The organism is Sulfuricurvum sp. (genome assembly GCF_036279695.1).
In the GTDB taxonomy this organism is placed as follows: Bacteria; Campylobacterota; Campylobacteria; order Campylobacterales; family Sulfurimonadaceae; genus Sulfuricurvum.
Genome location: NZ_DASUIQ010000085.1, coordinates 49,396 through 70,642 on the forward strand (window position 1 = coordinate 49,396; position 21,247 = coordinate 70,642).

A 21,247-nucleotide genomic window follows, 5' to 3' on the forward strand; every position below is an offset into this window, starting at 1 on the left:
CTTTATCAGGCGTTTATTTTTTCAAGGATTGAATCAATAGCACCTTGAAGTTTTGATACGTCGTAACCGGCTTCTTCGGCTTTTTTCAAACCGAAAGAGATCCCGTGCTCACCGAACGGGTTGTTAATCGGAACGATGGTTTTGATAATATGCAGTGCTGTAGCGAACTCTTTTACCTCTTCAGGAGCACGATCGGGTGAGTCTGAGAATTGAATCATATCAACGAACTCTTTATCAAAATTCCAGTGAGTGAAGATCGCAGCGGTCACGGCGGCTGTCGTCTCATGAATGTAAGAACGCTCAACAGAAGCAATATCGATTGCAGAGGTGATGTCGGCTTTGAAATTGGTGGCTAACTCTTCTTGGATAACGTCACTGGCGATGATGATTTTTCCGGTTTCTTGTAGAAACGAAGCCAAGAAAAGTTTATCCGCTTTCGCACGATCGATTTTCATATACCACTCATGCATCAATGCGGCTTGGATGGAAGAGATCTCAGCGAAACGATCCGAACTGATTCCATAAGGCTCCATATCGACATTGAGCAGTTTGCGCACCGAGTTACCAAGACCGATGGAACGGGTCATACTCATTCCAAAGAGTGATACGGCTTGTCCAACGTTAAGAATTTCCCGACGAAAACTGTACAACGGGGAATTAGCCGCTTTCAGGAGATTGGCCACGATCATCGGGTCATGCTCAACGGTTTTAACCAAATCGGCAATTGAGGCATTTGGATCGTTGCAGACACGTTGCATATCGATGACCGTTTTTGGAAGCGGCGGCAAAGATTTAATACTATTAATAATCGAACTCTTCATTGAACCTGATCCTCTAATAAATCAATTGTAGTTATTATAGCCTATTTAATTCAAGAGACAAATATTTTCCGGTGAAACTTCCGGTTGTCTCCCAATCACGGGCTACCGTTTCGGGATCACCCTCGGCAACGAGCAATCCGCCGCCGCTTCCCCCCTCTGGTCCCATGTCGATGATGTAGTCGGCATTTTTGATCATATCGAGGTTATGTTCGATTACGAGTACCGAATTGCCCAGTTCGACGAAGTTATGGAGCACTTTTGTGAGGCGGTTAACGTCATCGAAATGGAGCCCCGTCGTCGGTTCATCGAGGATATAGAGGGTACTGCCCGTATCGCGGCGGCTGAGTTCTTTGGCGAGTTTGATACGCTGTGCTTCACCCCCTGAGAGGGTGACCGCATTTTGCCCCAACGTGATGTAGTCCAGCCCCACATCGCTAAGAGTTTGCAAAATCGCTTTGATCTTCGGGATCGGAGCAAAAAATTCCAACGCTTCACCGACGCTCATATTCAATACATCAGAGATGGTTTTTCCTTTGTACTCTACTTGGAGAGTTTGGAGGTTATAGCGGCTCCCTTGACATGCGTCACATTTGACCATGATGTCCGGCAAGAAGTGCATCTCGATCTTGATCTCCCCTTCCCCCTGACATTTTTCGCATCGTCCGCCTTTGACGTTAAAACTAAAGCGTGAAGATGTATATCCACGGATTTGAGACTCTTTGGTTTTAGCGAAGAGATTACGGATCTCATCCATAACTCCCGTATAGGTAGCAGGGTTGGAACGCGGTGTCCGTCCGATAGGGCTTTGATCGAGATAGATGACCTTATCGAGTTTCTCTAACCCCTCTACTTCGACCCCCGCTACGCGGTTAATTTTACGGGCATGATTGAGAATTTCTCGCGTTACAGGGAGAAGTGTTTGTAAAATCAACGAGCTTTTTCCGCTTCCGCTTACCCCCGTTACACACACGAAGTTATGAAGAGGAATTTTGACACTTAAATTATTGATATTATTTAATGTGACATTATTGATAGACATCCACTCTTTTTGCTCTCTACGGTAAAAATACTCGATTTTTTTACGACCGGATAGATACTGTGCGGTCAGGGTGTCAGATTTTTTCATCTCTTCGAGGGTTCCTGCAAACACGACATTTCCACCGAATTTCCCCGCACCAGGACCGATATCGACGATGTAATCGGCATTTTCGATCGTCTCTTTGTCGTGTTCAACGACGATGACGGTATTCCCCTTTTCCTGCAGAGACCGAAGGGTACGGATCAGTTTTAAGGTATCACGCTCATGCAGTCCGATACTCGGTTCATCGAGGACATACATCACTCCCGTCAAACCGCTACCGATCTGTGATGCGATGCGGATACGCTGTGCTTCCCCTCCGCTGATAGTACGGGCATCTCGACTGAGGGAGAGGTATCCTAATCCTACATCAAAAAGGAAGAAAAGACGCTCTCGGATCTCATTGAGAATCGATGCGGCGATCATCGCACTTTGATCGCTCAAATCCACAAACGTTTGAGGGTCGGCAAACCACGCATACGAATCTTTGAGCGGCATGGAGATTACATCCCCGATCCCTTTGTCTGCGACTCGAACGGCAAGTGATTCACGTTTTAGGCGGTGGGAGTTACAGATATTACACGGCTTTTCGGACATATAGTCGGCAAGGTCTTTTTCATCTTTGAAAATATCATACGCGATACGGACGATCCCCGGCCAAACACGGCGGATCGGGTGATCTTGCCATTTGAACTCCACTTCATCGACACTGCCGTGTAGGATCGCTTTTTTCTGATACTCTTCGAGGGAATAAAACGGTACGGTGATGTTGATCCCCTCTGCGGCACAAAACGCTTTTAGGAATGTGAAATAGTACCCTTTGTTGAATCCGTAGACGATTTTAATTGCCCCCTTCTCTATCGGGAGCTCGGAATCGATGATTTTGTCGTAGTCAAGTGCATATCGTATCCCCAGACCGTCACATTCACTGCACGCCCCTTTGGGTGAGTTGAATGAAAACGATAGGGGTTCGAGCGGATCAAAACTCACTTTACAGTCAAAACAGGCGCTGTGTTCGCTGTAGTGGATCAGTTTTTCGCTCATCCCTACTTCATCATGGTTTTGGATTTCGATCTCTACTTCACCGTAGGATTCTTTGAGCGCTTTTTCGACGTCTTGCGCCACACGGTCGTGATTGTCATCTTTGATGATGAGACGGTCAATGACCACTTTGAGGGTATGTTTTTTGGTTTTGGAAAGTTCTATTTCCTCATCGAGACGTACCATCACCCCATCGACCATCGCTCTTACATACCCTTTGTGGCGGAGTGATTCGAGAATGTCGGCGAAAGAGCCTTTTTTCTCCCGCACGAGGGGTGCCAAAATAACGATCTTTGCCCCCTCTGGGAGTTTTAAAACCTGATCGATGATGTCTTGAGCCGACATTTTCGAGATTTTTTTGCCGCACAGATGACAATGCTGTACACCGATACGGGCATACAAAAGACGGAGATAGTCATAGATTTCGGTGATCGTTCCGACCGTTGAGCGGGGATTTTTGGAGGTGGTTTTTTGATCGATCGCGATGGCAGGGGTAAGCCCTTCGATCTTATCGACATCGGGCTTTCCGACACGATCCAAGAACTGACGCGCGTAGCTGGAGAGCGATTCGATATAACGTCTCTGTCCCTCGGCATAGAGGGTATCAAACGCCAGAGTCGATTTTCCGCTTCCGCTGATTCCCGTGCAGACGACGAGTTTGTTTTTCGGTATTTCGAGCGAAATATTTTTGAGATTGTGCTCACGCGCCCCGATAATTTTAATTTTGTCCATGTGTTACCCCGCGATAAGTTTGTATGCCGTAATAGCAAAAATAATGATATAAAAAGCAACCAGTACCTGTTTGTAACGGGTCACTTTGACCCGATGCAATAGCCAAATGCCCCCAATGGTTCCGAACAGTGACGCAAATGCCATAGTCATCCCCGCTTCAATGTTGATCAACCCGAGCCATAAAAGGGTGATAAATGCTGAAATCGAAGAGAAAATGACGAAAAAATGCCCTACCGCTGAGGCTTTTTTCAGCGGAAACCCCATAAAACTGACCAGAATCGGGGTCATCAAAATCGATCCGCCCACTCCCAGCATTCCTGAAAATATCCCGACACCGCTCCCTACGAGGGTATAGAGAGGTCGATGCACCACCTCAGAACGGGTCGGTACAGGGTTAGAGAGGGCTAACCTTGCCAGTGTGAACGCAACTAATGATAAAAAAAGCCATTCTAAAATAGACGAATGGAGTATTTTCACCAATAATCCGCCGACAACTGCCCCGATAATCCCGCCATAACCGAAATATTTGATGTCGCTGATGGCATACATACGGTTTTTATGATGAATCCATGCCGCCATTAACGATCCGGCGACCATTTGCGTTACCGAAATACCGATTGCCTCTTTGATCCCAAACCCCATATACAGCAGTATCGGAACACTCACCGTACCTCCACCGATTCCGAAAAAACCGGAGAGTATACCGACACCGATCCCTAAAATGGCTAATTCTAATGTCATGTGTTTTCTTTAAATTCTTTTTCAATCGCGCGATTATACTCCCTTAGTGCTTCAACGAATACCCTTTAAGTTCAATTGATTTTACGCTATAATCAATTATCATACTAAAAAATAGTGAGGATGTGATGCTACCAATCATTATAGAAGCCGCAATTAACTTTTGCCTTCATCAAATACGCCTCCCCTACGATCTTCTATCAGCATCAGCCAAAAAGAGAACACTTCTTGCTTATATTGATTTTGAAACCAAAGACGGTGAGATGCATCGAGCGTATATCGGATGCGATGAGATGTTGATTCAGTCCATAGCGGAAATATTTTTGGGTGAAGAGGACAGCGATGAAGAGACACTCAGTGATATGCTTTTGGAAACAACGAATATGATCGTCGGAAACGCCAAAGTTCTCGCCGGAGAATTATACGAAACAGCTATGACGATCTCGACACCGTTTATTCTTTCAGATGAAGAGTGTGCAACGCTTCAATTGGATGAATTACAATGTATCGGTATCAACGGCGGTGAAATGACCATAGGATTACAAAGGCTCTAAGCGATGGATGAAATTGTAGTACCACAACCAATACCGGGACAGTCTCTTCATAAAGATCATACCTTTGATCCCGAACGAGAACTATCGTGGATGGATTATGACGGACTGCTCGATATGGAAGTTGAATTTGTGGCCGATTTGGGACAAACGACCCTTTCTTTAGAGGAGATTCTCAGGCTCGAAAAAGGTTCGGTCATCGATCTAGGGAAACCCGCCGGTGAGAGTGTTGAATCGTATGTCAATAATCGCATCATCGGAAAAGGAGAAGTTATGGTTTATGAAAAAAACTTGGCTATCCGTATCAATGAGGTACTCGATTCGAGTGCCGTACTTTATTACCTTTCAAAAGAGAGACTATGAGATACTTACTCCCCTTGCTATTACTCCCCGCATTTTTATGGGGCGCAAAAATTTTAAGCTACAATATTTATGATCGCAATGACCGTGTCGATGTCATGTTGACGTTTGATACCCCTTATGAGGGTGTGTTACGACAAAACCGTGTAGGGAATACCTTTACCGTTAAACTCGAAGAGGCATTTATCGATGATCCGAAAGTAAAAAATGTCAATTCAAAATTTTTAAACAAATTTACCCTTTCCCCTCAAGAAGATCATATTGAAATTATTGCTGAAGTAGCGAATGATGTGGTAATGCAAGCTTCTAAAACATCCGATTCGTATGGGTTGCGTCTTCGCTTTATGAACCCATCCGCACCGTCTAATAACGTAGTCTCTGCGAGCAATGAAACGGTTGAAGCATTGCCGACTAAAAAAGGGAACGAATTTGAGCAAAGCTATTATATTGTCATTGCCATTTTAGTGATTGGGATCGGTATATTGTTCTGGTTAAAACAAAACATTGCCAAACGGACTATGGCTATGAAAAACGAACCTAAAACACCGTGGCTGTTTGATAAAACAACCGCTTCGGAAACCAAAACGACTATCTCGACACCGCTTCCTATCTCAACTGAGGGTGGCGGGATACATATTCGGTTTCAAAAATCGCTTGACAACTCCCACTCGGTTGCAATGCTCGACTACGGTACTATGAGCTATCTTGTCCTTTTGGGTAACAATACGATTTTATTGGATAAATTCCAAGACAATATACCGATCACTCAAAACGATTTTGAAACGCTTTTGCAGTCTAAACACCGTGAGCTTGACGGCTATTTTCAGCTAGCTCCCGCTCAGGATGAAGTGTTCGATTCCTACAAAGAAAAAGCCTCCGGAGTGTATTAATCAATGAATCTAAAACAGCAGCTTATTGAATTCGGATGCGGTATGGAATTTGTCGAGATCGCGTTAGGGTATGCAGATGCGTACAATCCTCAAGAAGATATTGAGATTTTTATTGAACACGTAGAAGTCGAACATGCCAAAGTCGAAGAGGCTGAAGCACTCAAAGCGATGGACAAAGAGATTGTCGATGCGTCGGGGATACTTCAAGAATTCGAAGACGACTTGGAGGGTTAAACCACCTCGCGTCTCTTTTTAAAACGGACACTTTCATCCAACTTTGTTGCACACTCTATCTGGTAATTTACCATGGCGGTAAACGGGTTTAAAAACCCCTCAAGTGCCCCCTCTTCTATCGTTTCAACCCCCTGATTATTCAGCAGCTCTAAAATAGTCAATGTTGATTCAATCGTGGAGAGGCAAAACTCTTTGGGTTGTTCTTTGATCCTAAATTGTGAACTTTTGGAGTGGGTAAAACTGATCTTAGGCAACGTTTGGAGATTTTGACTCAAACGGAGCATTTTGACCGAGCACGGCCATGTTGAATCGATAATAAAAATTACCACCGTTTTGCCGTCGTGTTCTATTTTTTCCGTATTAATATTCAGTGCGTTTTTTCCGGGGTAAAGGACGTAGCAGAGATTTTGAGGATTGTCGATCAGAGCATTGATAGCGTCATGTTCGCTAAAATCAACATCGATATAAAGCTCAGAATTGGGAAGAGAGAGGTGGGTCAACCTTCCGGTTCCGTTTTTAGTCTTTTTAAACTCTTTTGGATGCATCAAAATAACAAATTTGGTCTTTGTGTCTATCGCTTTAACGTATGGGCACATACATGAGCTGAGGGGACGGTAGCATCGGTAGCATTTTTCTCTATTTTCGATAACATTATTCATCATTGCCATTATAACCGAAATCATTGCAGCATCGTATCTCTCATTTAAGTCTTCACTATGTCTTCAATGTTATACTTACAAAGATTTTTTGATCTAAAGGATCAGTTATACATACGCGAGAGATTAAACTCATTCTTTTCAGCTTTATTGCCGTGATATTAGTCGGTGCTTTACTACTATCTATGCCGTTTGCCCACAATGGCGATCTACGTTTCATAGATGCTGTTTTTACCGCTACCTCGGCTGTCTGTGTGACAGGATTGATCGTCAAAGATACTCCGGTCGATTTCACCGCATTCGGGCAAGTTATTATCCTTCTGCTTATCCAATTAGGGGGGCTTGGATACATGACGGCGGTAACGTTTTTAGCGGTTATGCGGAAACAAAAAATCGGTCATCGTGATCGTCTTATCCTCCAAGAGTCGCTCAATTACCCCGGAATGGACGGATTGGTTCGGTTTTTAAAAATCGTGTTCTCAACCATTTTTACGATTGAACTGGTCGGTATCGTTGTTTTAACACTCCGTTTTTGGGCCGATATGCCCATAGCTCAAGCGGCGTGGTTCGGTATATTTCATGCTATTTCCGCGTTTAACAATGCCGGATTTTCACTCTTTAGTGACAATATGATGGGGTATCGCGGTGATTTGGTTATCAATCTGACTATTCCGTTCTTGATTATTCTCGGTGGACTTGGGTATCTTGTCCTCTTGGAACTCTATCACTTTCATCGCAGACGGGTATTGCGGCTTTCGACTCATACCAAACTCGTTTTGATAATGTCGAGTGTTTTAATCATTCTAGGGATGGTATTGCTCCTCTCTATGGAGTGGAATAATCCTAAATCGTTCGGATCGATGAGTGTATATGACAAGATCCTTGCCGCATGGTTTGCATCGGTGAACTACCGAACCGCAGGATTTAATAGTATCGATTTTTCCACTTTGACCGATTCGAATCTTTTTTTCTCTACCTTTTTTATGATGACGGGAGGTAGTCCGGGAGGTACGGCGGGCGGTATTAAAACCACTGCCGTCGCGTTGGCGCTGATCGGTGTGTGGTACACTCTTCGGGGCGATACGAACGCGCATATTTTCCGTCGTTCAATCTCACCATACCAGATCAATAAAGCGTATGCGGTTATTTTTGTTGCATCGATCTATGTGGTACTCTCTACTATCATTTTGAGCGAAGTGGAACATCTGCCGTTTTTGCGAATATTGTTTGAAACGACTTCAGCCTTTGGAACGGTCGGTCTCTCAACAGGGAATGGGGGAGTATTGAGCTACAGTGCCCTCTTTAGTGATGCGGGAAAATTGAATATTATAGTTTTGATGCTTATGGGAAGAGTCGGTGTTTTTGCATTTACCATCATCATAGTAGGAAAAGCGGTAGAGAGCCGTATCAAATATGCAGAAGGAAAGGTCGTAATATAATATGGAAACATACGCAGTTATCGGTTTAGGAAAATTCGGGTTTCATGTCGCCAAAGGGTTGGCACAACAGGGCGTGAGTGTTATTGCAGCCGATTTGGACGAGGAACAGGTACGAGAAATCAATGAGTTTGTACAAGATGCGGTTATTCTTGATTCAACCGATATGCGGGCATTACGCGAAGCGGGTATCGGGAACGTCGATGTGGCGGTTGTCAGTATCGGTGAGAACATCGAAGCGAGCATCCTCACTGTCATGGCACTCAAAGAGTTGGGCGTTGAAACCGTCGTAGCTAAAGCGATTACTACGGTTCACGGTCAAATCCTCTCTAAACTCGGTGCGGCAAAGGTGATCTATCCGGAGATGGAATCGGCGAAAAAAATCGTTAAAAAAATGGTCAAAAATATGCATTATGAGACGATTGACCTCTCCATCACGATGAAGATCGCCAAACTTACCGTCCCCTCTTTCTGGGTCGGTATTTCGATTTTGTCTCCGATTTTCGAAGGTGAATTTGAAGTCAAACCGATCGCGTACAAACATCAAGGGGTTTGGTATACCTCGTTTGAAAAAGATGATATTCTTGAAAAAGGGGATATTCTTGTCGTATTAGGCGATAGCGGTCACATCGAGGCACTAAGTAAAAAGGTTTAAAGCTTATTGGCGATCGTTTTAATCTCATTAACGAGCGCCTGTTGACGGGCGTAAATGTATTCAATCAGATACCCCTCATAAGGCTCCATCAAATCGAGTTCTACGACCACTTTGGTAAACTCATCCCCCTCTTGAATGTACTGAATTTTCCCTGCAATCACCATACTTACCATACCATCTTCAAACCGCTCCATAGGGAGATTGAACTGCAAATTAACACGTGAGTGGAGTATAAGAGGTGCTTTTTTGGACGAACTGATTTTACATGCTATCGATTTAATCGAAATATCGAGTATGGTTCCCGATAAGACGCTTCGTCCCGTACCGATGGTGACGTGCATACGGTGATCGCTTTGTATTCGGATGTATTGACGATTGTTTCCGGAAGCTTCTAGAGGCTCAAACTTGGTTAAAACGGCAATTTTTTTCGCAACGTCGACAATTTGAACGTTAGCCAAAATATCAAAAGGGATATTCGGCCCTTGTATGACAACACTCTGCTCGAGTTTCATGGCATAGCCTTGAATTTTTTCGATAGAGATATAGACCATATCATCGGATATTTTGACTAGTTTTGCCGATGTGCTGATGCGAATACCTTTGTAAAAATTCAACAATTTTACTGCCGTATTGGTCATAATCATTTTTTCGAGATAATGGATCGCATGTTGTACTTCATCGATCTCTTGAGGAGATGCGGATATTTCAAAATGGACCAAATGGGTTAAATCACGGGATAGAAGCTGTTTTTGGTTGATATGATCGATAATCCCAATCGCTTTGTTGAGTTCTACTCCATGCATATCGATAATAAATGAATCAATAAGCGGTGAGGCACCATCGATTGAAATTTCAATACCAAGAGATTGATGAAATTTTTCCAAACTTCGCTTTAGTGCGTCGAGTGAAATATCGGTCGCTAAAAGGGTAAAAATATCTTTATGCCATTGTGCAATTTTTATATCATTCTTGAACGTCGTTCGAACCAGTTTTAGAATCTCTTTACAGACGTTGTTGTAAATGTCTTCCCCGCGCATTTCAATGATTTTATCGGTATTTTCGATGTACATTACAATAACGGGGATCGGTTCATTTTCCCTTTTGTGGACGACAAATGCATCTTTTAGAAGCTCGATAAAACTCATCCGGTTGTACAGCTGTTTATCCTGATCCTCAATCGGTGCGGATAAAGGGATCATACTGACCAGATACTCTCGATCTTTTAAGAGTTGATTGGTTGCGAAGTAGGCTTTCTCTTCACCTTTATAGTCTTTTTTCGTAATGATTTTTTGAGAGATACCGGACGCATTGATAAGAGGTGCTATCTCTTTGTCTTCAAAATAGTAATCGAGCTCTCCTAAACTTTTGATACCGAATTTTTGTTTAAGTGCCTCGTTGGCGTAAAGGACTTTTTTATCTTTGTGAATCCAAAAAAGGTTATCGGAAAATTCAGAGATCATCCGATCATAATTACTGAGGATATGTTCATTATGTTTTTTGACCAAAGATGAAAAGATTCCCATCATGGCATTCGCAAACTCATCTTCACTCTGAGGGACGGCTATAACATTGGATGCACGAAAAGAGAGGGCGATTTTATACACATTGATATTGGAAAAATCGGGGGTAAAGATAATACTTTCGAGACTTTGAACACGCGAGAGGAGTGTGCGTAATGCCGGATTTTTTAAAAACGGATAGGAGCCGCATACAATGAGCAGATGGCACTGAAGAGGTGTTGGTGTTTGTTCCGCGTCTATCGAGATAAAAGTTGATGATCGAAAGACTGTTTCTATGGATTCGCGATATGGGGGCACATCACTTGATTCATGAATAACGAGCACGTCAAAATGCTTGGCATATTTGGCAATTTTTTGAATGGACACCGGTATCCCTGCTCTTCTAAATAATGACAATTGTATCAAATTTGCGAGTTCTTCCCCCTTAAGTCTGGGCAAAGTTAGGTTGAACACAGTTTCTGCTAATATTGCAAAAAAGTTTTAGGAAATTTAATGCTCCGTTTTGCCCCAAGTCCGACCGGTGATATGCATATCGGCAATCTCCGAGTCGCACTATTTAATTATATTTGCTCGATCCAACGCGAAGAGCCGCTACTGATCCGTATCGAAGATACCGATAAGGAGCGTAATATCCCCGGTAAAGAGAATGAAATCTTCGATATTTTAGCCCTGTTCGGGATCGAGTACCAAGAGCAACAATTTCAAAGCAATAACCTCCGTTTCCACCGTGCAATGGCACTTCAACTGCTCCAAGATAAAAAAGCGTTTAACTGTTTTTGCTCCGCCGAAGCCCTAAAATCGAAACGTGAAGCGGCCTATGAGGGGAGATGTGAAAACCTCGCTCCCGAAGAGGTGATCGACAATCCCCTCCCCTTCACCATTCGTCTAAAAAAGCCCACCCATTCGATTAGCGTAAGCGATATTATCAAAGGGGAAAGTACGTTTGCTCCCGATGAGATCGACAGCTTTATTTTGATGAGTACCGATAAATATCCTACCTACAATTTCGCTTGTGCGGTGGATGATATGCTCGCCGATGTCTCCCTCATCATCCGTGGCGAAGATCATCTCTCCGATACCCCAAAACAGATCGCGATTCATGAGGCTTTGGGATACACCAAAAAAGTCGAATACGCTCATCTGCCGATCCTCCTTGAGGGCTCGCTCAGCATCAAATGGCTCCTCGAAGAGGGATTTTTGCCCGAAGCTATCAGCAACTACCTCATTTTATTGGGGAATAAAACACCTCTTGAAATCTTTAGTCTTAAAGAGGCGATCAAATGGTTCGATCTTAAATCGCTCTCCAAAGATCCTGTCCATTTTGACATTGACAAACTGCGCTCTATCAACCGTGAACATCTACGTGGGCTTGATCCTAAAGAGCTTTCACGCTATGTCGGATTTGCCGATGAAGAGATCGGAAATTTGGCAAAACTCTTTTTAGAAGAAACCACTACGCTTAAAGAACTTCGAGCAAAAGTAGGTGCAGTGTTTGAGCCTAAAGAGGTGCCACAGGAGTATCAAGAGGGATTTGATATTTTACGCGATTTGACCCGCAAGGCTCCTCACTTTGACGATTATGAATCCTACAAAGCTTATCTTATACAACACAGCGGACTCAATGAAGAAAATCTCTTAAAACCGCTTCGTCTTCTTCTCAGCGGTGCGGAGCATGGACCTGAAATGAATGATCTTTATACACATATCAAAAATTATATTAAAGAGGTGGCAAAATGATGGGCGGTATTGTTTCTGGTTTAGGGGGGATTGTTCATTCCCTGATTACGGTCTATATCTGGGTATTGATTATCGGTGCCCTTCTCTCATGGGTACGACCTGATCCGTATAATCCGATCGTTCAGATTATCTATCGTCTCACCGAACCGGCATACCGTGCTCTACGACGTGTGATGCCGACGGTTTTTAACGGACTTGATCTTGCCCCTTTGATTTTGGTCATCTTGCTTCAAGTGCTTGATGTGATATTGGTCAATGTTATCAATGCGGCGGTTCTTGCTTCATGATCCGTTCATCTCTACTAGCCCTTTTCCTCACATCCAGTGTCTGGGGCATTACCCTTACAGATATTAATGATAAACCCCCATCTCGTCAAAAAAACTTCTTGATTTGGCAGTTTTTACATCAGGACATCAATGCCTCTGCGGCATCAGAAGCATTTTATCAAGTCGAAAATGTCAACGAACGCTTTTTGTTTGACTATGCGGCAAAAACGGATGAACCTGAGATCAAATACACTGCTATGTGTATGCGTGAGCAAGCGTGTAATCTCCCCGTGATCGAACAGGATGATTGTCTCATGCTGGCACTCACTCCTGCAAAAGCGACGGCATTAAAACCTGAAGAACGCGAAGCTATTGCCGCTCGATTGAATAATCGTTTCGGCAATACCGAGTGGCTTCGAGCGATGAATCAGGAGAGTTTCTACACTTCTACCGACAATCTCGCGAATGAAACCACCCTTTTTCGCCTCGCTGGCTCAGGATACCGTCGTGAAAATTTCAACCATATGCTCTCATATGATGTTTTGGAAGCACTCGTCCAAAGTCCCTATTTTGCCCAAATCGTTTTTCTGAGTGTCACCGACCCATCAATGGATCAGTTACAGCAATCATTGAGTGCTGTAAGCGGAGGGCATTTTGATCCGCAAACCCATTTCTTTTTAGCGATGAACGCCATCAAATACGGTAAATTTGATACTGCACTAGAGCATTTGAAAGAGGCAAAAAGCCGTTTTTATTCTCCGATCGATCGCGATAAAAGTGTTTTTTGGATTTATCAAATTACGAAAGATCAAACCTACTTAGAGGAACTCTCTCGAAGTCTTGACATCAATATGTATGTGCTTTACGCCCGAGAACTCTTAGGATTACCGACTGAAAATTATTTTACGACCCTTCCGACAACCAACAATCCAAGCAGCATTAACGGCGTTGACCCGTTTCAATGGCGCTCTTTCGCTGAAGAGATCAAAGCTTCGACTCCGGATACCCTTGCTGGCTTAATAGAGCGTTGTGACGGAAACGATTCGATCGGAGTTCAGGGATATGTGTTAGAGCGGACGTATGAGCCTTATATCCATAATTTTACGATGCCTTACGATCAGTATATGGCGAATTTATCTAATGACCAAAAGGCACTTGTCTATGCACTTATGCGTCAGGAAACCCGTCTTATACCGGGGCTGATCTCACGCTCATTCGCCTTGGGTTTAATGCAAATCATGCCTTTTAATGTTGATACTATCAGCAAAGTCCACCCTCTCAAACCGACTACCTATTTTGATATGCTTCAGCCTGAAATCAGTATTGCGTATTCCGTTTCGCATATGCAACACTTGATTAAGAACCTGTATAATCCGGTTCTGGTCGCATACGGCTACAACGGAGGTTTAGGATCTACAAAGCGCCTTTTGACTGAGGCACCGCGATTTTTGCCGGGTGAATATGAACCGTTTTTGAGTATGGAGTTGATTGGAAACGATGAAAATCGTGAGTATGGCAAGAAAGTACTTGCCAACTACGTCATGTACAAAAAGATTTTAGGTGAAGAGGTATCGATAAAAGCTATTTTTGATAACTTAACACAACCTTCCCAGTCTGATTATTTTCGAGCCGAAGCGCTAAAGAAGCAGCTGGTTCGGAATTAAAACGGACGAAATAGTACCGATTCCAATTGTTTTGGATCGGCATTAAATTACGTCTTTGATCTTTTTCACTCATCGGTTCGATAAGCTCCGCCTTTTTACCGTTCAACGTCAGTTTATAACCGTTGGATTCCAATTCTCTTACTCTGAGTGTTCTATCGTCATTCTCAAAATAGACGGCAACAATGAAGTTTTCACCCTCTTGGTATTGTGTCGGATCAATCTTGTTGAGATACAAAGAGGAGATGATCGCTTTGGTCTCTAGTGAGAGGACGATTGCATCGGTTCGTAGCTGCTCAACCGCACGTTCATGGGCTTCATCCATCTTAAAGAGATCAAATGTCCCTTTTTGCGCACAACCGCTAAAAAGCAATAAAGCAGATACCGCTATCCATGAAAATCGCATTATAATCCTTTGGTCATCGAATAATCGTTATTATACGTCAACTCGCCTTAACCAACTTTCAATGATTGTTGACTATAATATCCCTCATTTTATTAGAGGTTTGTTTTTTTGAAAAAACGTTTAGCGATTGCATTCACCGGTCCCTCCAACAGCGGCAAAACAACGCTGATTCTCAAAGTGGCCCGAAAATTGATCCATGAGCACTCTTTAGAGGTTGCGATCATCAAAAACGACCCCAAAGACAAGGCTCAATTCGACGTCCCGGGGAAAGACAGCTACAAATTCAGCGATACGGGGGCTGAAGTGATCGTCACCTCCCCTACCCGCACCACCTATTTTTCACAGCGTCATAAAGAACTCGATGAGCTGGTCTCTCTTTTCGGTGATTTTGATGTTCTCCTCGTTGAGGGACTTAAAAACCTCCCATTGCCGCGTATCAGTATCTTTAGAGGTTCTATCGATGCCGATTATTTCCCGTATATGAACGCATTGGCGATCGATGAGAGTATCGATCCCGCTCACTACACAATCCCCGATGGGATTGACATCCTCGATCTCAACAACCCCGATCAAGTGATCGAGTGGATTTTAGCTCACGCAAAGGTTATGAAATGAATATGATTTTACAGGCGATCCAAAAAAGTGCTATTCGGATCAAAGAGGCGATTGACGTCAAAGACATCGGCTATTCTCAAGAGCAAAACAGCTCCGGTGAAACACAACTACAGCTAGATATTCAAAGCGATTTGATTATCGAAGAGGAACTTAGCCGTATCGAAGGTGTCCATACCATCGCCAGCGAAGAGAAAGAAGAGCCGATGGTTCTCAATGAAAACGGTCATTATTTCATCGCATTTGACCCGCTGGACGGTTCTTCGTTGGTCGATGTTAATCTCAGTGTCGGCTCTATCTTCGGAATCTATGAGGGGGCGTTTACTCCGAGTAAAATGGTAGCGAGCTGTTACGTTGTTTACGGGCCTCGTGTTGAGCTCGTATTTGCCGATGAGCATCATGTCTCTTTGTATTTGCTCCAAAACGGCGAGTTTGAGTTTGTCAAACACCTTCACTTGAACGAGAAGGGAAAAATCATGGCTCCGGGCGGTACGCAACAGTACTGGGCGCCGTACCATAAAGCGATGATTGACGGTTTCTTTACCCGTGGCTATCGCCTCCGCTACTCTGGCGGGATGGTTCCCGATTTGCACCAAATCCTCCTCAAAGGGGGCGGATTGTTCAGTTATCCGGGTGCCGCCGATAAGCCGGAGGGAAAACTGCGCATGTTGTTTGAAGTATTCCCTTTTGCCTTTATCTTCGAGAGAGCGGGCGGTAAAGCGGTTGACGGTTCTGCGCGGGTTCTGGAAAAAGAGCCGCGCCACGTTCATGATACCAGCCCATGTTTTTTCGGCTCATGTGATGAAGTAAATGAGGTGCTGAGTGTCTATGCCGGACAACAGTGAGTACGAAGTACGATTGGATGAAACCATAAAAATTCTCCAAGAGTGCCAAGAAGAAAAAAACGTAACGAGCTGTTATGTGTGTGAAAAATGTATCGGATGCGAGATTCGCACCAAATACATCCGAAGTGTGTATGAGAGTATGTCCAAGGGTGAAACCGGCGGGTTTGATTTTTAAATTTTTCTTCGTCATTCCCAACTCGATTGGGAATCCAACTTTACAATCTCTTTATAATAATCAGAAAACTTTTATATACTCGCCAATATAATCATTCTATAAATTTCTTTCTATTACTTTTTACTTTATATCTTCATATTGTTACAAGGATTTAAAATGACTAATTTAAAAATAATTACTGTTTTAATTTTTAGCTTTTTTTATACATTTCTGTTTGCAAATGAACAATATACAAACTATCTAATGGATCCTAATAAAATAGAATGGGATGCAGGTGGATTTTATGAAGGTAGCTTTGAAGATGGAACACCTTTCCAGATGGATTTACCCTATCCTACTCCAGAATCCATTAATCGAAAAGAATCGCAACCACATACACTTAGCCCTTCATACTGGTATCCGAAAAAATTTTCTGGTAAAACAATTCAATTGCGAATACGTTCATTCTCTCAAAATTTTGTTGAATTAGCAGCTGAAACAGAGGATAAAAATGGAAACTTTGTTGATGCAGAAGTTTTCAAAGGTACTTTATCTCCAGATCGAATTACAATGTATGGCGTATGGAAACAGACCAATAAAAATAGACAGTTGAAATTTTCAATGAAACGGGTTTATCCGTACCATGGGGTTGATGTAACTCATAGTCGTAACACTACTATAGATGACGACAATCCCTCACGTCCATTTGTCTTTAGCGTCATTTTTCCGATCATAGGTAATCAACATGCCGATTCTTGGATACGAGACCTTATGTCTACTTGTGAACACGATTTGGAATGCACCAATCAAGTAACAATTGCCTTTCATGCAAATACCTCACTTTCATTACATGGTTGGGCATGGGGATATAGTAATCGTATGGCACATGGCAATGGAAGCTCAGCCTATAAGCATTTCAAAATCATTGACACTTCATTATCTCCCGCAGAATTAAACCATTTTATTTCCGTGTCACCAAATTGCTTACATACCGTGTCTAAAAATATTGTTTCTTTACTTGAAGAAAAAGTAGATCGTCCAGAAAATGGAACAATCGAAAATTGGAAGCATATTAAATTTTTACCTACACCAGTAGGTATACAATTCGACTTTGATCCATACGAGCTAGGCGGTTATCTTAGTTCAGCAACTGTCTTTGTAAAAAAGAAAGATATAGAACAATGTGTTAAATATCTTCCAACATATCATTAACTGCACAAATTTTTGATTCCCTCGTCTCAAATGTCATCATTTTGAAAACATAGGGATAGATCCCGTATCAAGTACGGGATGACAAAACAGCACTAAAAAATCCCCTAAACTCTGTTATAATTAACTCATGACAAAAAAAGAAGAAATCTTAGCCTATCTCTCTTCCATACGCCCAAAATTAGAAAGTGAAGGGATTGAGAAATTAGGACTTTTCGGCAGTTACGCACGTGAAAATGCTGTATGGGGTAGTGATATTGACATCATTATGCACACTACTCCCCGCTTTTTGCAAGTTCATCCCGGATGGGAAGCATTGCGTGTTATCGAAGAACTCCGAAGTACCATATCACATCGTTTCGGAGGGGGACGTGTTGATATTTGCGATCTATCAGGGTTAGATGACGTCAAAAGAGATATATTGCTCAAAGAGGCTATTTATGTCTGATATTCGTGATGCACAACGGGTTCAAACTATCATCGATAAAATCGATCTTATTCTCGAAATCGTTAGTGAAAGCGGTGGAATCGTTGCCGCGTTATCGGATACCAAACTCAAACGCCCTGCCATTTTAATGCATCTTGTAGCTATGGCTGAACAGTTCGAGAAACTTAAAAATGATGCCGCTTTCTCCATCTTAACTCATTTTGATCGTGAAGACCTCAAAGGCTCATACGACATACGTAATTTTATTGCCCATGACTATGAGGGGATCAATCTTCCGATTATCGAAATGGTGATACGTGAAAAACTCCCAAACATCAAATATTGTGCCCTAGAAGCGCTACAAATTGGTGAAAATCAACCCTCAATTTAATTCTTTCAAATGTAACAACCGATAGAATTACGACAATCAACCTAACTATACGATAAGCATCGTCAATTCCCATAAGGAAACCAATGAAAAACTATATTACTACCCCAATCTATTACGTCAACGGTGAAGCCCACATCGGTCATGCCTATACGACTTTTATCGCCGATACTTTGGCTCGTTACTCCCGACTTGTCGGTAATGATACCTATTTTCTCACCGGAACCGACGAACACGGACAAAAGATCGAAGAGGCTGCGAAAAAGCTCAATAAACCGACTCAGCAGTTTGCCGATGAGATCAGTGCAACGTTCCGTAATCTGTGGGATGAATTTGATATTAGTTACGATCAATTTATCCGTACCACCGATGCCGACCATAAAATAGGGGTTCAAGCGGCATTTGCCAAAATGTATGAGAACGGGGACATCTATAAAGATTTTTATGAGGGGAACTACTGCGTCAGCTGTGAAACCTTTTTTCCGGAATCTCAGCTCATGGACGGCGGATGCTGCCCCGATTGCGGCAGAGCCACGAGCATCGTCAAAGAGGAGAGCTATTTTTTCCGCCTCTCCAAATACGAAAGACCTCTTTTGGAATACTACGAAGCGCATCCTGAGTTTATCCTCCCAAAATCACGCCGTAACGAAGTAATCAGCTTTGTTCGCGGCGGATTGACCGATCTCTCCGTCACCCGTACCAGTTTCAGCTGGGGGGTTCATTTGCCGGAAACGCTGAACGAACCGAAACACGTAATGTACGTTTGGCTTGATGCGTTGATGAACTATGCTACGGCGTTGGGCTACGGCACTGACGAAGCAAAAATGGCGTTCTGGCCGGCTAACGTACAACTTGTCGGTAAAGACATCCTCCGTTTCCATGCGATATATTGGCCGGCATTTTTGATGAGTCTCGGTCTTCCTCTCCCTAAACACATTGCCGCACACGGTTGGTGGACACGCGACGGTGAGAAAATGTCCAAATCCAAAGGGAACGTTGTCGATCCGCGTGAAGTTTCCAACCACTACGGCGTTGAGAATTTCCGCTATTTCATGATGCGCGAAGTGCCGTTCGGACAAGACGGAGATTTCTCTCAACGCGCCCTGATCGACCGCATGAACTCCGATCTTTCCAACGATTTAGGAAACCTCCTCAACCGTATTATCGGTATGAGTGAAAAATACTCCGACTTTAACGTCGACAGCAAAGATGTAGCCCAGTATCATGCCAAAGAACTCTCCGATGCGCACGAGAGCCTTAAAGCGGCTGAAAACTATCTGTTTGAGCTTCAGCCTCACCGCTATCTTGAAGAGTTATGGCGCGTCTTTACGATCGGGAACAAAGCGATCGAAGAGCATGCCCCGTGGGTTAAAATCAAAGAGGGACGCAATGATGAGGCGCTCGCGACGGTTGCACTGGTTGCCAACCTTTTGGCAAAAGCATCCGTATTGCTTCATCCGGTTATGCCTCAGACGACGACAAAAATTGCCGATGCGTTAGGATTTGAGATCACCACCGATAGTTATAATGCCCTCATTAAAAACGGCGCATTATTGAACCCGTTTACGATCAAAAAAATCCCGCCGCTTTTCCCGCGTATTGAAGAGCCGTTGATGGCGGAAGCACCCAAAGCGATGATCGAAGAGGCACCGAAAGCGGAACCGAAACCTGCTATGGTGGATAAAAAAGAGACTACGCTCTCCGAAGAGGGGCTTATCACGATCGATCAATTTTTTCAAACGTCGATCAAAATCGGGACCGTTTTGGATGCCGAAGAGGTTCCGAAAAGCTCGAAGCTCCTCAAACTCCAAGTCGATTTGGGCGAAGAGACTCCGCGCCAAATCGTAGCGGGTATCCGCGAGTACTACAGTGCCCAGTCGATGATCGGAACCCAAGTGTGTGTCGTTGCCAATCTCAAACCTGCCAAACTGATGGGATTGCTCTCAGAGGGGATGATTTTAGCGGCTAAGGATGCGGACGGGTTATCTCTCGTGCGCCCTGAAAAACCACGCCTTAGCGGAAGTTCCGTGGGATGAGACTCGAAAATATCCTCGCACTGAGCAAAGGGGCTCTTTTAGGAGAACCCTCTATCAGCCTTTTTGAAAGTGTCGTCTTCGATCCTTCGAAAGTAAAGCGCGGATCTTTTTTTGTCGCCTATTCCCCAGAAGATATACCCGAAGCACTCCAAAACGGAGCGTACGGTGTTATGTTTGATAAACCGACCCAGATCAGCGACAGTGAAGTGGCATGGGTCAAGGTAGAAAATATCGACATCGCCCTCAAAAAGCTTCTCCGATTTTATCTCTTGGAAAAAGAGCTGTTGGTGTATGCGTGTGATCCGATCACTTTGCATCTCTCTACGATGATCTCCACCCCGACTAACTTCACCAATATCGAAGGACCGATGTCCAATATCTGGGAAAAGCTTTGGCCTCTAGAGAAAAAGTCGATTGTCTTGTTTTCCCCTGCCCTCACCGATTCGGAGATCTTTATCGAACACTCGCAGCTGATTCGTGCGCAGGAAAAAACGATTACGATCATTGAGCAAACGTTGTTTGAGACCTCTTTTATCCACAACGACACCTTTTATGAGCGTCAGATGCTCTCCCCATTTTTTATCCCCTATTTGGAGCATCTCCTCTTTTTCTATACCTTTTTGCGGATTCCGTTTCAGATCAAAGGGTTTAGCAAAATGGGACATTTCATCCCTGTCTTTACCAATTCACGCTTGGAGAGCAAAGAGTTCGGAAGCAGTGATCGGGTAGTGATATTCGAGCCGTTGTTAGAGCTCATCGATGAACAGATCGATTTTCTCGATTCTCAGGCTTCG

General features: G+C 43.5%; 23 protein-coding genes. 17 read left to right on the forward strand and 6 right to left on the reverse strand.

Translation table 11 applies throughout. From position 1 onward, the window contains the following. Positions 1-5 precede the first annotated feature (5 nt). The 3 genes from VFW36_RS08580 to VFW36_RS08590 are packed head-to-tail and all read right to left on the reverse strand — an operon-like array spanning position 6 to position 4,413. Positions 6-821 carry an HDOD domain-containing protein gene (locus VFW36_RS08580; protein ID WP_329658396.1) on the reverse strand — a complete coding sequence of 272 codons (816 nt, stop codon included), beginning with the start codon at positions 819-821 and terminating at the stop codon, positions 6-8. A 34-nt stretch (positions 822-855) separates the two neighbouring features. Beyond that, positions 856-3,672 carry an excinuclease ABC subunit UvrA gene (gene uvrA, locus VFW36_RS08585; protein WP_329658397.1) on the reverse strand — a complete coding sequence of 939 codons (2,817 nt, stop codon included), beginning with the start codon at positions 3,670-3,672 and terminating at the stop codon, positions 856-858. A 3-nt stretch (positions 3,673-3,675) separates the two neighbouring features. After that, a complete protein-coding gene (locus VFW36_RS08590) occupies positions 3,676-4,413 on the reverse strand; it encodes a sulfite exporter TauE/SafE family protein (protein WP_329658398.1) in 738 nt (245 codons plus the stop codon). Between the two features lie 125 nt (positions 4,414-4,538). Here VFW36_RS08590 and VFW36_RS08595 point away from each other — a divergent pair, with 125 nt between their 5' ends. From VFW36_RS08595 to VFW36_RS08610, 4 genes are read left to right on the forward strand one after another with little or no spacing between them, the layout of a single operon-like run. Next, complete coding sequence (locus VFW36_RS08595) at positions 4,539-4,964, forward strand: chemotaxis protein CheX (protein ID WP_329658399.1); 426 nt, start codon at positions 4,539-4,541, stop codon at positions 4,962-4,964. 3 nt (positions 4,965-4,967) lie between these two features. Continuing rightward, positions 4,968-5,324 (forward strand): flagellar motor switch protein FliN, encoded by a 357-nt coding sequence (gene fliN, locus VFW36_RS08600; protein ID WP_329658400.1) that lies wholly within the window; start codon positions 4,968-4,970, stop codon positions 5,322-5,324. After that, on the forward strand, positions 5,321-6,211 hold the full coding sequence (locus tag VFW36_RS08605) for a hypothetical protein (protein ID WP_329658401.1): 891 nt from the start codon (positions 5,321-5,323) through the stop codon (positions 6,209-6,211). Before fliN ends, VFW36_RS08605 begins: the two co-directional genes overlap by 4 nt. 3 nt (positions 6,212-6,214) lie before the next feature. Then, positions 6,215-6,445: a hypothetical protein gene (locus VFW36_RS08610; protein WP_329658402.1), complete on the forward strand. Its 231-nt coding sequence runs from the start codon at positions 6,215-6,217 to the stop codon at positions 6,443-6,445. Here the strand turns inward: VFW36_RS08610 and VFW36_RS08615 are convergent. Beyond that, entirely contained in the window at positions 6,442-7,128 is a 687-nt protein-coding gene (locus VFW36_RS08615; protein ID WP_329658403.1) for a tRNA-uridine aminocarboxypropyltransferase, read from the reverse strand. The genes VFW36_RS08610 and VFW36_RS08615 overlap by 4 nt on opposite strands. Positions 7,129-7,256: 128 nt before the next feature. Here VFW36_RS08615 and VFW36_RS08620 point away from each other — a divergent pair, with 128 nt between their 5' ends. Then, positions 7,257-8,540 carry a TrkH family potassium uptake protein gene (locus VFW36_RS08620; protein WP_329658404.1) on the forward strand — a complete coding sequence of 428 codons (1,284 nt, stop codon included), beginning with the start codon at positions 7,257-7,259 and terminating at the stop codon, positions 8,538-8,540. Position 8,541: 1 nt separating this feature from the next. Next, positions 8,542-9,192 (forward strand): TrkA family potassium uptake protein, encoded by a 651-nt coding sequence (locus VFW36_RS08625; RefSeq protein WP_329658405.1) that lies wholly within the window; start codon positions 8,542-8,544, stop codon positions 9,190-9,192. Here VFW36_RS08625 and VFW36_RS08630 read toward each other — a convergent pair. Further along, on the reverse strand, positions 9,189-11,078 hold the full coding sequence (locus VFW36_RS08630; RefSeq protein ID WP_329658406.1) for a diguanylate cyclase domain-containing protein: 1,890 nt from the start codon (positions 11,076-11,078) through the stop codon (positions 9,189-9,191). The two genes, VFW36_RS08625 and VFW36_RS08630, sit on opposite strands and share 4 nt — an antisense overlap. A 126-nt stretch (positions 11,079-11,204) precedes the next feature. Here VFW36_RS08630 and gltX point away from each other — a divergent pair, with 126 nt between their 5' ends. The 3 genes from gltX to VFW36_RS08645 are packed head-to-tail and all read left to right on the forward strand — an operon-like array spanning position 11,205 to position 14,379. Beyond that, the gene (gene gltX / locus VFW36_RS08635) at positions 11,205-12,449 is read left to right on the forward strand and encodes a glutamate--tRNA ligase (RefSeq protein ID WP_329658407.1); all 1,245 of its coding nucleotides are present in this window, start codon (positions 11,205-11,207) and stop codon (positions 12,447-12,449) included. Further along, on the forward strand, positions 12,446-12,736 hold the full coding sequence (locus VFW36_RS08640; protein WP_329658408.1) for a YggT family protein: 291 nt from the start codon (positions 12,446-12,448) through the stop codon (positions 12,734-12,736). The genes gltX and VFW36_RS08640 overlap by 4 nt, the downstream gene beginning before the upstream one ends. After that, complete coding sequence (locus VFW36_RS08645) at positions 12,733-14,379, forward strand: transglycosylase SLT domain-containing protein (RefSeq protein ID WP_329658409.1); 1,647 nt, start codon at positions 12,733-12,735, stop codon at positions 14,377-14,379. Before VFW36_RS08640 ends, VFW36_RS08645 begins: the two co-directional genes overlap by 4 nt. Here the strand turns inward: VFW36_RS08645 and VFW36_RS08650 are convergent. Next, positions 14,297-14,782, reverse strand: a complete 486-nt coding sequence (locus VFW36_RS08650; protein ID WP_329658410.1) for a hypothetical protein — start codon at positions 14,780-14,782, stop codon at positions 14,297-14,299. The two genes, VFW36_RS08645 and VFW36_RS08650, sit on opposite strands and share 83 nt — an antisense overlap. Positions 14,783-14,890: 108 nt before the next feature. On the opposite strand from VFW36_RS08650, the gene mobB reads away from it, so the two are divergent. The 8 genes from mobB to VFW36_RS08690 all read left to right on the forward strand — a co-directional run. Further along, positions 14,891-15,397, forward strand: coding sequence for a molybdopterin-guanine dinucleotide biosynthesis protein B (gene mobB, locus VFW36_RS08655; protein WP_295011909.1), 507 nt, complete (start codon positions 14,891-14,893; stop codon positions 15,395-15,397). Then, positions 15,394-16,239 (forward strand): class 1 fructose-bisphosphatase, encoded by an 846-nt coding sequence (locus VFW36_RS08660; RefSeq protein ID WP_329658411.1) that lies wholly within the window; start codon positions 15,394-15,396, stop codon positions 16,237-16,239. Before mobB ends, VFW36_RS08660 begins: the two co-directional genes overlap by 4 nt. Beyond that, entirely contained in the window at positions 16,223-16,414 is a 192-nt protein-coding gene (locus VFW36_RS08665; RefSeq protein ID WP_329658412.1) for a hypothetical protein, read from the forward strand. Before VFW36_RS08660 ends, VFW36_RS08665 begins: the two co-directional genes overlap by 17 nt. A gap of 156 nt (positions 16,415-16,570) precedes the next feature. Then, positions 16,571-17,605, forward strand: a complete 1,035-nt coding sequence (locus tag VFW36_RS08670) for a hypothetical protein (RefSeq protein WP_329658413.1) — start codon at positions 16,571-16,573, stop codon at positions 17,603-17,605. Positions 17,606-17,732: 127 nt separating this feature from the next. Then, entirely contained in the window at positions 17,733-18,050 is a 318-nt protein-coding gene (locus VFW36_RS08675; protein WP_329658414.1) for a nucleotidyltransferase family protein, read from the forward strand. Then, positions 18,043-18,420 carry a DUF86 domain-containing protein gene (locus VFW36_RS08680; protein ID WP_329658415.1) on the forward strand — a complete coding sequence of 126 codons (378 nt, stop codon included), beginning with the start codon at positions 18,043-18,045 and terminating at the stop codon, positions 18,418-18,420. Before VFW36_RS08675 ends, VFW36_RS08680 begins: the two co-directional genes overlap by 8 nt. Positions 18,421-18,503: 83 nt before the next feature. Next, positions 18,504-20,453 (forward strand): methionine--tRNA ligase, encoded by a 1,950-nt coding sequence (metG, locus tag VFW36_RS08685; protein ID WP_329658416.1) that lies wholly within the window; start codon positions 18,504-18,506, stop codon positions 20,451-20,453. Beyond that, positions 20,450-21,247: hypothetical protein (locus VFW36_RS08690; RefSeq protein WP_329658417.1), on the forward strand; the 798-nt coding region annotated here is incomplete at its 3' end. The genes metG and VFW36_RS08690, both read left to right, overlap by 4 nt.